Consider the following 14049-nt stretch of genomic DNA (forward strand, 5'->3'; position numbering starts at 1 on the left):
GTAAAACTTTCAAACTATTGAGTTTTCTAGGTTCTGGCGTTGGTTGGAGGTGTTTGCCTCTCTCCCTGCGCATTTACTAATCTAGCAACTCTACTTTGGTATGTCAACCCCTTTTCTCAATTTTTTTCTGAAATCCGGATTTAAATTTGGTAAATAACGGCTCTATATCTTAGCCAGTAAGCTTTTGATGAATTAGAAATTTATAAAAAAAATTTTTGCAGCCAGAAAAATCATTCAATAACTATGTCCCTTTTTTGTTCAAGCTTTTAGATCTGGATTTTTATATCCTTGTGCTCTACAGATTATTCTGATGAGAAACGATATGGGATTCCTAAGGCTCACAAGTTAGGTTTTCTTCTTTTTTATTTATAGAACCTACCTACAATGTCGAAACTCTTTCCAGTCTTAATAGTCACTCCACAGACTTGAAATGTTAGCTCGGCCAGCTTATGCATAAATTTAAATTAAATTGCTAGTAGAAGCTTAATATTAACTGGCATTCATCCTCACCCTCGCTTTAGCTTTAAAGGATATGCCTGCTATTCTGCCAACGTTTTGATAAAATTAATTAACTCACAGCCAAGTCAAATGTCCGTAACCTTAATTTTCAAGCTATTAATTTAGGAGGAGAACTATTGGAAAAAATACTCCTACGTTTGTCTGGAATGCTCCTACGACGTTTGTTTCCAATGATCAATCTGCGACGTTTGTCTCGAATGATCGATCGCTTAAATGAACTAATTGGGCGTTTAACTTCTTGGTTAGTTATACTAATGGTCCTGGTTGGTGTTTGGAATGTGATTGGACGCTATCTAGGTAGGAGCATTGGTCAAAATTTAACTTCCAACGCTTTGATAGAAATTCAGTGGTATATTTTTGACCTGGTTTTTCTCCTGGGTGCTGCTTATGCTCTAAAACATAATGAACACGTTCGTGTAGACATTTTTTATACTAATTGGAGTCCGAAAAGAAAAGCTCTGGTTAACCTAATTGGTACAATATTGTTCTTAATCCCTTTCAGCATTATTGTAGTGATAGTTTCCTGGGGTGCTGTTGTAAATTCTTGGGCTATCCTTGAAACTTCTCCTGACCCTGGTGGATTACCCCGTTACCCAATCAAAACAATGATTATAGTTAGCTTCGTATTATTATTTCTTCAAGGAATTTCTGAAGCAATTAAAAATTATTTAGTAGTCTTTGCAGGTAAATCTAAATTATCCCCCCGTCAGGAGTCTAATGAGTCTGAGTTTTGAATCTGAATTACTTGGTCCATCAATGTTTGCAGGAGCATTGGTGTTTCTTTCCTTTGGTTATCCTGTAGCTTTTTCCCTAGGTGGAGTAGCAATAATCTTTGGTTTAATAGGTATTGGTTTAGGAGTTTTTGACCCTATATTTCTGACTGCAATGCCTCAAAGAATTTTTGGTATTATGGCTAACTATACTTTGTTGGCTATACCCTACTTTATTTTTATGGGGGCAATGTTGGAAAAATCAGGCATTGCAGAACAACTGTTGGAAACGATGGGGATATTGTTTGGTCGAGTTAGAGGTGGTTTAGCTCTGGCAGTTGTTATTGTTGGCGCTCTTTTAGCTGCTACTACTGGTGTGGTTGCTGCTACGGTGGTGGCCATGGGGTTAATTTCTTTACCTATTATGTTGCGGTATGGGTATAATAAAGAGTTGGCGACGGGTGTTATTGTTGCATCGGGAACTTTGGGACAGATTATACCTCCTAGTGTAGTTTTGGTAGTATTGGCAGACCAACTAGGAATTTCTGTTGGGGATCTTTTTATTGGCTCTATTTTGCCTGGCCTACTAATGGCAGGAACATTTGCTCTCCATGTTCTAATTGTTGCTTTTATTAGACCAGACCTTGCTCCTGCTTTACCCTCAGAGGTGCGCAGTCTAGGAGGTAAAGCTCTGGGTATTAGGGTGCTAACAGTAATGATTCCACCATTATTATTAATTTTACTGGTTTTGGGTAGTATATTTTTCGGTATTGCTACGCCGACTGAAGCTGGAGCAGTAGGGTGTGTGGGGGCGATCGCTCTGGCTCTGGCCAATGGTCGATTTAGTTGGACTTCTTTGAGAAAGGTATGTGATGTGACTCTCAGGACAACTACTATGGTGATGTTTATACTTCTTGGGTCAACTGCTTTTAGTTTAGTTTTCCGAGGGGTTGAGGGCGATCGCTTTATGTTTGATTTACTTTCTAATCTTCCTGGGGGAACGACAGGTTTTTTATTTGTCAGTATGACAATTGTTTTTTTGCTTGGTTTTTTTATCGACTTTTTTGAGATTGCTTTTATTGTTGTACCTTTATTTGTACCTGTTGCTCAACAACTTGGAATTGATTTGGTTTGGTACGGTGTAATATTGGGGGCTAATCTTCAAGCATCTTTTTTAACGCCTCCCTTTGGATTTGCACTATTTTACCTACGGGGTGTCGCACCTCCAGAGGTTACTACTGGTGAGATTTATCGAGGTGCTATTCAATTTATCTTACTTCAGTTATTGGTATTAGTTATAATTATTTCTTTTCCAGGTATTGTTAATTTTCTGCCATCATTAAGCAAATAAAGGTTTCACCTCAAAAGCTTGAGCTGATATAGATAAAACTTTTCAGCTCTTTTAAGGAATGTTCAAGCTCCAGGAGTTGCTTCAAAATAATTAAAAATTTTTCTCAACTATTGCATAAATTAAGGAATTTAATATATACTGATTTTGAACTCCAGTTCATAGGGAGTTATTCAGAACAAATATAGCTAAATTTGGAGAGATAAAGTATGTCACAGAGTTTTAGTGTTCAGCAAGCTCGACCTAGTAAAATTCAAATAGAAGTCACAGACATACCTGTGTTACAGGGAAAAAACTTAACATCAGGATTAAATTTTGATGCAGATGGTGGCGACCGTAATTTTGATGCAGATGGTGGCGACCGTAATTTTGATGCAGATGGTGGCGACCGTCATCATTAATAGTTAAGTATTCAGGTCTTTTAATTTTTGTTTTGAATATTTAGGGGTTAAGACTTACCTATTTCCCTTATTTTAACTAGCCATGTAAGTCTTGAAGTGGTGACAACTAAACAGAGCTAACGGTAAAAGCTTTACCCCTCGTTAATCAAAATATTTAGAATAATTTTTTTTTCAAAATTACGTTTATTATATTTATTTATATAGTCCAAGAAGTATTTACAGTCATTTCAGCTTAGATTGAGACAAGGGTTTCTTGCCACAGAAAGGTTTAATTTTTATTTGAAATAACTATACTATAGTAAACTCAATAGAAGAGATCAAGCATTTTTTTTTATAAATAGTATTCATAGTTTCAAAATCTCTTGAAATACTAAGAGCAACAAGTAAAAAAAGTTATTGGTGAGGAGTTAGGATTACAACGTATTCCAACTTTATCTATCTGTTAAAAAATATAAAACCAATTTTAGGTAGCTTTATAATATAAAAAGTTTAAGAATTCTATAAAAGAAACTATATTTATGATTATGTTAAAAAATTAATAGGAAAAATTATCAATTCTTTTGTACCTAAACTATTTAATACAGTTCTATCAAAGAATACAGAATCAATTTTAGGTATCTTTATAATCTCAGTAAGAAAGTTAAGAATTCTGGAAAAACCCATCTTACAGTTATTGTCAAAAATTAATAGAAAAAAATCTCGATTATGTCGTGCCTAAAATATTTAATACAGCCATTACCCCAGGAAGAGTTTCTGGAAAACAACTGGACAAAGAAAGCGATCACCATCTCCAGTAAAGGACAAAAAGATTTTACAGACCTTTTTTCATGGGACAAACTCAACCATCTATTAAACTTTCATCAAATAGAATATCCCGATGTGCGCGTGGCATTTGATGGAAAAGTTCTGGAGGCCAAAGAAAATAGAAATCTTACCCAATGGTGTCACAAAGGTGGGACCTTAATCATAGACCAAATTCATCAAAGGATTCCAGAGGTTTCAATGTTAGCCTCAAAACTTAGTTATGAGTTAGGATATCCTACTCAGGTCAATGCTTATTGTTCCTGGTCTAGCAAAAAAGGTTTTTCTCGTCACTACGATACTCACGATGTATTTATTCTGCAAGTAGAAGGAAGCAAACAATGGTATGTCTACACCGACACTTTAAAATATCCATTGCCAAATCAGAAATCATCCTCTCTTGAACCACCAGAAGAAGAAGCTTATTTAAGTTGTATTTTGCATCCAGGAGATGTACTTTATATACCTCGCGGACATTGGCATTACGCAGTTACAAAAGAAGAACCATCTATTCATCTAACTTTAGGTATTCACAGTAGAACAGGTATCGATCTATTGGAATGGTTAATCTGTAAATTACAACACAGAGAAGAGTGGAGAGAAAGTCTACCTTTAAGAATAGATAATAATTCTTTTAATCTAAGTGTAGAAACCTTAATTAAGGACTTAGAACAGTATATAAATAATCATAATATTAGCGAAGAATATTATAGCTATTTAGATAGTTTGGGAAAACCTATCTATCAATATGCTTTGCCATATCAAGCTGGATTTAATATATTTGCGAATGGTATTGAAACTAAGTTTAAAATACCTCAATTTCAACGTTTAAAAATTTCTCAAATAGCGGAGGAAGAAGATGAATATAAAATCATAGTTTCTGGTAAAGAAGTATCTATAAAAGGAGTACCCGAAAAATTCCTTGAAAATTTATTTAGTCGAGAAACATTTACTGGAAAAGACGTCATAAATTTACTCCCAGATTATGATTGGGAAATAGATATTATGCCCATGTTATCGAAGTTAGTTAATGAAAGAGTTATTTTTGTAGAACCTGGAGTTTAAACATGAATACATTTTTTTGCGCTGATGCTTGCCGACAAGCAAATGAAGATATTATTGGAAGTGGTACAAATTATTCAGTATATGTGTTGATAGAGTGCCCTTATCCTTGGGATTATAATGCTTTTGAGTCTCGTTATCTACCGGAAAACTTAGAGATTTTGATGAGAGAAGTCAATAAATCTAAACTTTCAGTCAGATTTTTACTAATTACTCAAAATCAAAATCAAAGACAAGATAATAGAAAAATTTTAATCTATGAAAAAGAGCAAACTTTATTTGTAAGTGGTTACAAAAAATATGAATTTGATGTAGATCATCCTGAAAAAATAGCTCCTGTTATTCAAAAATATTTAGTCGGGGATAATTTAGATGTTAATGCTCAAGAAAATCAAATTAGGGATATGTTAGTTTGTACTCACGGTAGCCATGACAAATGCTGTGCTAAATATGGTAATCCGTTTTATACGCAAGCTAAAAGAACTATTTCTGATTTGGGTATAAAAAATACTAGGATTTGGAAAGCAAGTCACTTTGGTGGCCATAGATTCGCACCTACTATGATTGATTTTCCTGATGGTAGATATTATGGCTTACTAGATCAGGAATCTTTTAAGTCTATTTTGCTACGAACGGGCAATATTAAATTATTAGGTGGTGTGTATCGAGGTTGGGGTATTTTACCAACTTGTATTCAGGCATTGGAAAGGGAACTTATGTTCCACCATGGTTGGGAATGGTTTGAGTATAAGATTAATTTTTTAGACCTTGATATAAATTTTGATAGAACTTTAATTCAAACTGAATTAGCTGTGGTTAAACCAGATGGATCTAGATATACTTGTCAAGGCAGGTTAGTCAAAGATGAAAGTAAAACTATTCAACTTAAAGGTTCCTGCGATGCTACTAATAGTTATGAATTTATTAAGTATTATGTTAGCCATATTAATTTCACAATTGAACGGAAAATTACTGAGAAAGTGCTTGTAAATTATCCTCATAAAAAAGCAAGTTAAAGTACATAAATTGATGGGGTATGCCTAAAAATTGAAATGGCTCACCAGTTTCAATAAAACCTATTCTTTTATAGAACTTAGAAGCACTGAGACGAGTCATTACTCTCAAATGTTTTAGTTGTTTTTCTTTGGCAATTTCAATAATTTTTTTGGTTATAGATGTTCCTATTCCCTGAGATTGAAATTCAGACAAAACGCAAAGATATGCAATACTTCCTAATTCTTTAGACATTTCCCGGAGTCTAGCTGAACCAATAATTTTTTGTTTGTAAACAGCAATAATATGTAAAGCACTATCTTCATATTCATCTTTTTCTGTTCCTATCTCCATATTTATTGGCGCTCTTAATACTAACCAACGTTGATAATACATTGCATCTTTTTCTTGTTGGTTTTGAATTAAGCGAATCTGAAATTCTTGCATTTTTAAAGCATCTTCAATGGGTGCATATCAATTTTGAATAAAGCCAAAAATTTATCGCTTTTAGGCAACAGGCAACAGGCAACAGGCAACAGGGAATATATAGAAAAAGAGTATTTTTGCAAATATTGAGATGTACCTATTGAGATGCATCCTCTTTAATTATGGCTTACCGATTAAATTTCAAACCATTGACTGAGATAGGCTAAAGCCTTTTTTGGGTTGAAAAAAATACCAGGTTTTCAGTCCAAAACCCTCAAAAAGTTAGCATAAAAGGCATAATAATTGCAGAAAAATCACTCTAATAATTGTTCCGACTACCTCCTAATTAAATTCTATTCTCCGCTTCTCCTAACTACTCCCCCACTCCCCTACTTCCCTACTCCTGAAAAAAACTTTTTCAGCAAACCCTAATTGAAGGCGATCGCTATTTCTATCAAGACCAAGCAGGATGAGATAATATAGATGCAAACATTCGTACCCCACGCAGTAAATTGGATAGAGGTAGATGGCCTTTTGGCGCACTCAAATCCCAGGTAAATTCATTTGGATATCTCGTCCAAGTATTGCCATTTTTCCAGCCAATTTTTGGCAGCAACTGATCCCAATTTTTACCTACCCTTAACCACATTTCTCTCTGTACAGAATACCCAAATTTACCTTCTGAATAAACCAACCACATAGTATTAATAGTCTGCAAATCTGGAATGGGAATACTATCTACTTCTGAAAAATAAAGCCATTTTCTTTGTATAGCGGCCTCTCCTGCCAATTCACACAATTTTTGCATAGTTAATTTATCAGCTTCTAAAAAATCTTGATGAGCTAGTTTGACTTGTATATGACTATAGTCAACATTAGATTCTGATTTTATCGGTACAATTCCTAGAGGAAAGTTTTTATTTATAAATTCATCAACTTTCGATGAATCTATTTGATGTAAAACTTGGTATATTTTTCCTGAAATTATAGTAGGTGAATCTGATTTTTGTGCTTGTAAAAATTCCATTAATATTTGCCAACCATCATTCCCTGCTTGGGCCAAAATAGGAATTACTTGTAGCTGTTTTTTTTCAGAACCAGATTCTAATTGAGACTGCAGTTCAGCTATATTAGATGAAGCGTTTGTTGTAGAATTAATCCTTGATTCTGTCATAAAATTACTGTGTATTTCAGCTTTTGAAGTTATATGAAATATAAAAAAGAATGCTACGAATAATTTAGCTGGTTAAAAAACTTTACCCAGAAATGTCGATTTGACTAAAAACAGAGTTTTACTCTAATAAATGATATGTAGGTTTTTCCTACTAACTCGGCCCTCCTGTACGTCGCCCTACTGATGGATCCCCTACCTGACTCCTGGAAACAGCCGTGCGTATTTGTAGCCAAAATCTTAGTATTTCATATTAATTGGTAATTTACAACTATTTATTATCTAAAATACGATTAATAATTGCAGTAGTGGAAGTCGAAACTTCTATTTGAACTAAAGAAATTTTACCACCATATCCCATAACTATTGATGCTTCGGGTAATGTTTCAACCGAATAGTCCCCACCTTTAACATAGATATCAGGTTTCAGCCGTTCTATCAGATGAGTAGCAGTCGTTTCATCAAACATTACTACTCCGTCCACTGGTTTCAGAGCGACTAAAACTTCTGCCCGTTGGTCTTGGGGAATAATTGGCCGCACAGGATATCCCGATTGTTGTGGCTTAATTTTTTGTACCGATCGATCACTATTTAACCCTACTATTAGCGAGCGTCCCAAAGATTTAGCTGCCCATAAATAGCGAATATGTCCTGTATGAAGTAGATCAAAGCATCCATTTGTAAATACTAAAGGCCGCCAATCAGTTGGTTGAAAATTGATTGTCTGTTCTAGTTCAATTAAATTGTACAAACCAGAAATTAGTTTTTGGGAGTCCATTCTTTAATATTTATCTTTATGTTTGATCTTCATTGACGTTTTGTCTAGTAGGTACTTGATATCCATTTTCAAAAGCATAACGAACCAACTGGGAGCGATTTTCTAAACTTAGCTTTCTCATTATTTTACTCAAATGAGTTTGTACAGTTCGAGGACTAATAAATAGGCGATCGCTGATCTGTTTATTTGTCAAACCTTGAGCTACTTCCCAAAAAACTCTTTCTTCTGCTGGAGTTAGAGGTAGTGGTTCGGGGATTTCCTGAGATTTTGTTGTTTGAGTTAGATGCTTTTCAATAAGCTTTTTTATTTCCAAATGAACTCGACGAGAACGGTCTAATTGAGCCTCAATTTTTGCTACCAATTCTCGCATTTCAACAGGCTTATTTATATAGTCATCTGCTCCCATAGATAAACCCAAAATTCTGTCTTCTAACTCTCCTTTACTCGATAGAAATATAAATGGTACTAATTTACCTAAATCACTAGAGCGTAAACGTTGACAAAATTCCAAACCATCCATTTGTGGCATCATTATATCAGAAACAATTAAATCCGGATTTAATTGTTCTAATATTGATAGTGCATCTAAACCAGAATTTGTATCTTTGACCTCATATCCTTGTAATTCTAGATGTCGTTTTAATAGAATTCTTAAGCTGTCTTCATCATCTACTATTAGTATTTGTTTCTTGTTCTCAATGTTATCGTTCATTGCTGATTTAATCCTCCTCGTTTACCCATTTATACTAGAATAATATCTTTTTTTTAAATGATATAATAGTAGATATAGTAATTTCAAATAAGAATGAAACACTTTTTCTGCTGAAAGTCTTTCAAGGCAAGAAACCCTTGTCTCAATCTAAACTGAAATGACTATATTTGTGATTTTCATTAGTATTTTTTTTGTCGGCTGTAGTTTTTAGCATTATTTCTTTTTTTTAACAATTACTGAATCAATTAATTTTTTTGAGATTGTTATTTAACTTAATACGAAATCTTACCTAATTTATTTGAACATTACTATAAAAAAGTCAATATGATAGGTTTGAATATCAAAAATAAAACTGTTAAAATAAGCTTAGTCAAGTAACAAAACTGGGTCTTGTAAAGAGTAGTAGCAATTTGGACTATTTATAGACCATTATTACACAATATATACTTCAGTACCATCAGTAGTAGAGTGCATCCTCAGAATTTAAGACCCGCTATACCCACAAATGAACGATAATTTTATAATTTAGTAAAATGCCATGAAAGCAACAAACATTCGTCAATATTCCTCAATAGCTGCTAGGACTCTTACAATAGTAGGGATAATTATGATTTTGTCTTCTCTACTTGACTTTGTAGTATTGTCAATTCCTTTCAATATAAGTAGTAGAGCATGGCAAATTGGTCTAGTGACACAGTTAGTTGATCGAGGAATTATTCCTATGGTAGGAATGGCCTTATTATTTACAGGCTATTGGGTAACCAGTAATTCTGGCCTTCAAGATCACTCCACATCCTCTATATTAGATTTGAGATTTTGGGGACTTTTACTAGCCAGCTTATTAGGACTAATATATTTGTTACTATTTCCTCTACATTTAAATAATACTCGTCTAGCTCGGGCAGAGGCCATTGAACGAATAAATCAGCAAGCAAGTACAGCTGAAACACAATTAGAAGCTCGTGTCAGTACCAGCGAATTTCAAAATCAGATACAACAAAGACAAAGTCAATTAAAAAATCAATTTAGTACTTTGTTAGGAGATGAAACTAGGCTGAATGAAGCGTTAGAAAATGAACAATTATCAGAGCAAGTGAAAAGCTTGTTAGAACAATCAAAAGAAAATCCTCAAATTATAGATGAATTTCTCAATCGTCAGGCACAACAATTACCAACTCAACTTTTAACTAGAATTCGTACTCGCAAACAAGAATTAGAAGAACAAGCTAACAGCAATTCTTTTAAATCAAGTGTTAGAACAGGTTTTAGCAGTTTACTTTTAGCAGTAGGCTACATTATGATTGGTTGGACAGGTTTAAAAAATATGGGAATTATTAAAGGTAAAGGACGTCGCCAAAATCCTGCTAGATAGTTAATTGAATGCAAAATAATATCTCACAATATTTACAGTATTTAGAGATAAGAACTTTAAATAATTAGGTAGGGCAGTAAGAGCTAATTTTTACCAGTAAGGATTTAAGTTGACAGTTGATCGCAATGATCAATGCCCTACCTTTGAATATCATAATTTCATTTCCGCATTTACGAGCTTAATAACAAAGAGCAGTTACTAAAATTTACCGAATGTTCTCAATTTATATACTGACTTACAACGAAGAGATAGATATCGCAGCTTGTATTGGGTCAGCAATGTTGTCAGATGACATTATAATAGTAGACTCCTTAAGTAGCGATCGGACTGTAGAAATAGCAAAATCTTATAATGTACGAATAGTTTCACATAAATTTGAAAGCCATGGAAAACAACGAACATGGATGCTACAGGAAGTTCCTACAAAATACGAATGGGTCTATATCCTAGAAGCAGATGAACGAATGACCCCGGAATTATTCAACGAATGTCTAGAAGTAATAAAAAGTCAAGAATATATTGGGTATTATGTTGCAGAACGGGTGATGTTTATGGGGACTTGGATTCGCAACAGCACACAATATCCCCGGTACCAGATGCGCCTATTTCGTAAAGACAAAGTATGGTTTACCGATTATGGTCACACAGAAAGAGAAGTTTTTGACGGTCCCACAAGTTTTTTGAAAGAAACTTATCCCCACTACACCTGCAGCAAAGGAATTTCTCGGTGGATAGAAAAGCACAATCGCTATTCTACAGATGAAGCAGCAGAAACAGTTAAACAACTGGAAACAGGAAAAATATCTTGGAAAAATCTATTTTTTGGAGCATCAGAAGTAGACAGAAGACGTGCCCTCAAAGATTTGTCCTTACGCTTGCCCTTTAGACCAGTAATTCGCTTCATATATATGTATATTTTCCTGAAAGGATTTCTTGATGGCCAAGCAGGATTGGCTTGGTGTACCTTGCAAGCTTTCTACGAATATCTCATACTAATTAAAGTCTGGGAAATAAAAAATATGCCTGTACCATCATTAACTTCAGTCATCGATGCCAATTCATCAAAAGTAGAAATAGAGGCACAAGGGTGAAATATAACTTAACCATTGGAACAACTGCTAAATAGCTATAGTGATTAAGTTGTTGAGTTTACTGATTATATTATGTAGCCCCACCCACAAAGGCTGATTCATAACTTGAGTATTGCAAGGTAAATCAAAATTAATCGTCAATATTCCCCAGTAAAAATCGTAAATCTACACAAAACCTAAATAAATTTAAAGTATGCATCTGAGCGAAATTTCTCATCCTAACCAGTTGCACGGTCTTTCAATTCATCAATTAGAAGAAATTGCTAGACAAATAAGAGAAAAACATCTAGAAACTGTTGCCACCAGTGGAGGACATCTAGGTCCGGGATTAGGAGTAGTAGAACTGACCCTGGGTCTCTACCAAACTCTCGATCTCGATCGGGACAAAGTCCTATGGGATGTCGGCCACCAAGCTTATCCCCACAAAATTATCACGGGTCGATATCACAATTTCCATACCTTGCGGCAAAAAGATGGGGTGGCAGGTTATCTAAAACGTTGTGAAAGCAAATTCGACCATTTCGGTGCGGGTCATGCTTCTACAAGTATCTCTGCTGCTTTAGGAATGGCCTTGGCTAGAGATATGAAAGGAGAGAATTTTAAGGTAGCAGCAATTATCGGTGATGGCGCTCTAACTGGTGGTATGGCCTTAGAAGCTATTAACCATGCAGGTCACTTACCTAAAACTAATATGCTGGTAGTGCTAAATGATAATGAGATGTCCATCTCTCCTAATGTGGGAGCTATTTCTCGCTATCTTAACAAAATGCGCCTCTCTCCACCAATCCAGTTTCTCAAAGATAATTTAGAAGAACAATTCAAACATATTCCCTTTGTAGGTGAAACCTTTACACCAGAAATGGAAAGGCTCAAAGAAGGGATGAAGCGTTTGGCAGTATCAAAAGTGGGAGCAGTTATTGAAGAATTGGGCTTCACTTATATTGGTCCTGTTGATGGACATAACTTAGAAGAACTAATTACAACCTTCAAGCAAGCTCACGAAATTCCTGGGCCTGTATTAGTTCATGTTTCTACAACTAAGGGTAAAGGATATGCGGTGGCAGAAGAAGATCAAGTCGGCTATCATGCTCAAAATCCCTTTAATCTAGCTACTGGCAAAGCTTTACCAGCAAACAAGCCAAAGCCTCCCAAATACTCTAAAGTTTTTGCCCATACCCTGGTTAAACTTGCCGAAAATAATCCTAAAATTATCGGTATTACTGCTGCCATGGGAACTGGTACCTGTCTGGATAAACTTCATGCTAAGTTGCCAAAACAATATATTGATGTTGGCATTGCCGAACAACACGCTGTGACTCTAGCTGCGGGGTTAGCTTGTGAAGGGATGCGACCTGTGGCGGGTATTTACTCGACTTTCCTGCAACGAGCTTATGACCAAATTATCCATGATGTTTGTATTCAAAAGTTACCTGTGTTCTTCTGTTTAGACCGCGCTGGAATTGTGGGATCTGATGGCCCTACTCACCAGGGAATGTATGATATTGCCTATTTACGTTGTATCCCCAATATGGTAATCATGGCACCTAAAGATGAGGGTGAGTTGCAACGGATGGTGGTTACTGGGATTAACTATACAAATGGTCCTATTGCGATGCGGTATCCTCGTGGTAATGGTTATGGTGTGCCATTAATGGAAGAGGGTTGGGAAGCTATTCCTATTGGTAAGGGTGAAATTCTCCGTAATGGCGATGATGTTTTGATATTGGGCTATGGTTCGATGGTACATCCTGCCGTGCAAACTGCCGAAATTCTCAGCGAACATGGTATTGCAGCTACAGTGGTAAATGCTCGTTTTGTCAAGCCTTTGGACACAGAATTAATTTTGCCTTTGGCACAACGCATCGGAAAAGTTGTGACTATGGAGGAAGGCTGTTTAATGGGTGGTTTTGGTTCGGCAGTTACGGAAGCATTGATGGATAATAATGTAATCGTACCTGTGTTACGTTTGGGTGTACCCGATAAGTTAGTGGATCATGCTAAACCTGATGAGTCGAAGGCAGATTTAGGTTTGACTCCCTCGCAGATGGCAGAACGTATTTTGCAAAGTTTTAAGTCGAAGTTATCAACGGTTAACGTTTAATATTTCTGTGAGAAATTCTTGAATAGTAGGGACGTTCTATGGAACGTCCTGCTCTAACCACATGAAAACCACTATAATCTTTCAATCATCAAGATTTTGAATTTGGCTAATTAACCAAGTATATATTTGACTACGACCTGTTGTTCGACACTGACGCAACGCTTCTTCAAGTAAACTAAAAGATAATTTGGGTAAAACTTGTGACTCGCCGATCGCTCTACTCCCACCAGAAGCGATAGCAAAAGCAATAAGTTGAGCGTCAGTTACATTTACTACCCAGTATTCAGTAAAATTGAGCTTTTCATAAAGCATTCGTTTGCTGCCAATGTCATCAGCAAAAGAGGTTTTGGCAATTTCAATTACTAGATCGGGAGGCGGATAAACATCTAGATCGACAATAGTTGTATCGGGGGGAATAATTTCTGCGTTTTCGCCAATAGACTTGTCGCTTTATAAGGTAAAGTAAAGTTAATAGGGTGTTTGAGATGGGACAATGTTAGATCTTAATCGGGTGCTAAAAGAAGACCGCCTCAGTGCGGGCATTGACTGGACTAAACCGTAAGG

The 14049-nt window shown here is 35.5% G+C and carries 13 protein-coding genes; 8 read left to right on the forward strand and 5 right to left on the reverse strand.

Annotation, left to right across the window (positions count from 1 at the left end; genetic code table 11):
* The first annotated feature begins 689 nt into the window (after positions 1 to 689).
* From F6K27_RS29210 to F6K27_RS29230, 5 genes are all read left to right on the forward strand, one after another.
* Complete coding sequence (locus F6K27_RS29210; RefSeq protein ID WP_287279457.1) at positions 690 to 1253, forward strand: TRAP transporter small permease subunit; 564 nt, start codon at positions 690 to 692, stop codon at positions 1251 to 1253.
* Positions 1237 to 2580 (forward strand): TRAP transporter large permease subunit, encoded by a 1344-nt coding sequence (locus tag F6K27_RS29215; protein ID WP_287279446.1) that lies wholly within the window; start codon positions 1237 to 1239, stop codon positions 2578 to 2580. The genes F6K27_RS29210 and F6K27_RS29215 overlap by 17 nt, the downstream gene beginning before the upstream one ends.
* 206 nt (positions 2581 to 2786) lie before the next feature.
* The gene (locus tag F6K27_RS29220; protein WP_287279447.1) at positions 2787 to 2978 is read left to right on the forward strand and encodes a hypothetical protein; all 192 of its coding nucleotides are present in this window, start codon (positions 2787 to 2789) and stop codon (positions 2976 to 2978) included.
* A gap of 705 nt (positions 2979 to 3683) precedes the next feature.
* The gene (locus F6K27_RS29225; protein WP_287279448.1) at positions 3684 to 4844 is read left to right on the forward strand and encodes a cupin domain-containing protein; all 1161 of its coding nucleotides are present in this window, start codon (positions 3684 to 3686) and stop codon (positions 4842 to 4844) included.
* A 2-nt stretch (positions 4845 to 4846) separates the two neighbouring features.
* Positions 4847 to 5857: a sucrase ferredoxin gene (locus F6K27_RS29230; RefSeq protein ID WP_287279449.1), complete on the forward strand. Its 1011-nt coding sequence runs from the start codon at positions 4847 to 4849 to the stop codon at positions 5855 to 5857.
* Here F6K27_RS29230 and F6K27_RS29235 read toward each other — a convergent pair.
* The 4 genes from F6K27_RS29235 to F6K27_RS29250 all read right to left on the reverse strand — a co-directional run bounded on the left by F6K27_RS29235 (position 5811) and on the right by F6K27_RS29250 (position 8921).
* Entirely contained in the window at positions 5811 to 6281 is a 471-nt protein-coding gene (locus F6K27_RS29235; RefSeq protein ID WP_287279450.1) for a GNAT family N-acetyltransferase, read from the reverse strand. The genes F6K27_RS29230 and F6K27_RS29235 overlap by 47 nt on opposite strands.
* 433 nt (positions 6282 to 6714) lie before the next feature.
* The gene (locus tag F6K27_RS29240; protein WP_287279451.1) at positions 6715 to 7434 is read right to left on the reverse strand and encodes a GUN4 domain-containing protein; all 720 of its coding nucleotides are present in this window, start codon (positions 7432 to 7434) and stop codon (positions 6715 to 6717) included.
* A gap of 268 nt (positions 7435 to 7702) precedes the next feature.
* Positions 7703 to 8209: a D-glycero-beta-D-manno-heptose 1-phosphate adenylyltransferase gene (gene rfaE2, locus F6K27_RS29245; protein WP_287279452.1), complete on the reverse strand. Its 507-nt coding sequence runs from the start codon at positions 8207 to 8209 to the stop codon at positions 7703 to 7705.
* 16 nt (positions 8210 to 8225) lie between these two features.
* Positions 8226 to 8921, reverse strand: a complete 696-nt coding sequence (locus tag F6K27_RS29250; RefSeq protein ID WP_287279453.1) for a response regulator transcription factor — start codon at positions 8919 to 8921, stop codon at positions 8226 to 8228.
* A 538-nt stretch (positions 8922 to 9459) separates the two neighbouring features.
* On the opposite strand from F6K27_RS29250, the gene F6K27_RS29255 reads away from it, so the two are divergent.
* The 3 genes from F6K27_RS29255 (at position 9460) to dxs (ending at position 13485) form a co-directional block, all read left to right on the forward strand.
* A complete protein-coding gene (locus F6K27_RS29255; protein WP_287279454.1) occupies positions 9460 to 10293 on the forward strand; it encodes an HpsJ family protein in 834 nt (277 codons plus the stop codon).
* A 212-nt stretch (positions 10294 to 10505) separates the two neighbouring features.
* Positions 10506 to 11384, forward strand: coding sequence for a glycosyltransferase family 2 protein (locus F6K27_RS29260; RefSeq protein WP_287279455.1), 879 nt, complete (start codon positions 10506 to 10508; stop codon positions 11382 to 11384).
* A 193-nt stretch (positions 11385 to 11577) separates the two neighbouring features.
* Entirely contained in the window at positions 11578 to 13485 is a 1908-nt protein-coding gene (dxs, locus tag F6K27_RS29265; protein ID WP_287279456.1) for a 1-deoxy-D-xylulose-5-phosphate synthase, read from the forward strand.
* Positions 13486 to 13566: 81 nt separating this feature from the next.
* Here the strand turns inward: dxs and F6K27_RS29270 are convergent, their stop codons facing one another.
* Positions 13567 to 13923 carry a Uma2 family endonuclease gene (locus F6K27_RS29270; protein ID WP_353736089.1) on the reverse strand — a complete coding sequence of 119 codons (357 nt, stop codon included), beginning with the start codon at positions 13921 to 13923 and terminating at the stop codon, positions 13567 to 13569.
* Positions 13924 to 14049: the final 126 nt, after the last annotated feature.

Origin of the sequence: Okeania sp. SIO2F5, assembly GCF_010692685.1 — a bacterium.
GTDB lineage: Bacteria > Cyanobacteriota > Cyanobacteriia > Cyanobacteriales > Microcoleaceae > Okeania > Okeania hirsuta.

Excerpts from the sequence above, each read along its gene's own strand:
- F6K27_RS29210 (WP_287279457.1), top strand. The coding sequence starts at position 690 with ATGATCAATCTGCGACGTTTGTCTCGAATGATCGATCGCTTAAATGAA.
- F6K27_RS29215 (WP_287279446.1), top strand. The coding sequence starts at position 1,237 with ATGAGTCTGAGTTTTGAATCTGAATTACTTGGTCCATCAATGTTTGCA.
- F6K27_RS29220 (WP_287279447.1), top strand. The coding sequence starts at position 2,787 with ATGTCACAGAGTTTTAGTGTTCAGCAAGCTCGACCTAGTAAAATTCAA.
- F6K27_RS29225 (WP_287279448.1), top strand. The coding sequence starts at position 3,684 with ATGTCGTGCCTAAAATATTTAATACAGCCATTACCCCAGGAAGAGTTT.
- F6K27_RS29230 (WP_287279449.1), top strand. The coding sequence starts at position 4,847 with ATGAATACATTTTTTTGCGCTGATGCTTGCCGACAAGCAAATGAAGAT.
- F6K27_RS29235 (WP_287279450.1), bottom strand. The coding sequence starts at position 6,281 with ATGCAAGAATTTCAGATTCGCTTAATTCAAAACCAACAAGAAAAAGAT.
- F6K27_RS29240 (WP_287279451.1), bottom strand. The coding sequence starts at position 7,434 with ATGACAGAATCAAGGATTAATTCTACAACAAACGCTTCATCTAATATA.
- rfaE2 (WP_287279452.1), bottom strand. The coding sequence starts at position 8,209 with ATGGACTCCCAAAAACTAATTTCTGGTTTGTACAATTTAATTGAACTA.
- F6K27_RS29250 (WP_287279453.1), bottom strand. The coding sequence starts at position 8,921 with ATGAACGATAACATTGAGAACAAGAAACAAATACTAATAGTAGATGAT.
- F6K27_RS29255 (WP_287279454.1), top strand. The coding sequence starts at position 9,460 with ATGAAAGCAACAAACATTCGTCAATATTCCTCAATAGCTGCTAGGACT.
- F6K27_RS29260 (WP_287279455.1), top strand. The coding sequence starts at position 10,506 with ATGTTCTCAATTTATATACTGACTTACAACGAAGAGATAGATATCGCA.
- dxs (WP_287279456.1), top strand. The coding sequence starts at position 11,578 with ATGCATCTGAGCGAAATTTCTCATCCTAACCAGTTGCACGGTCTTTCA.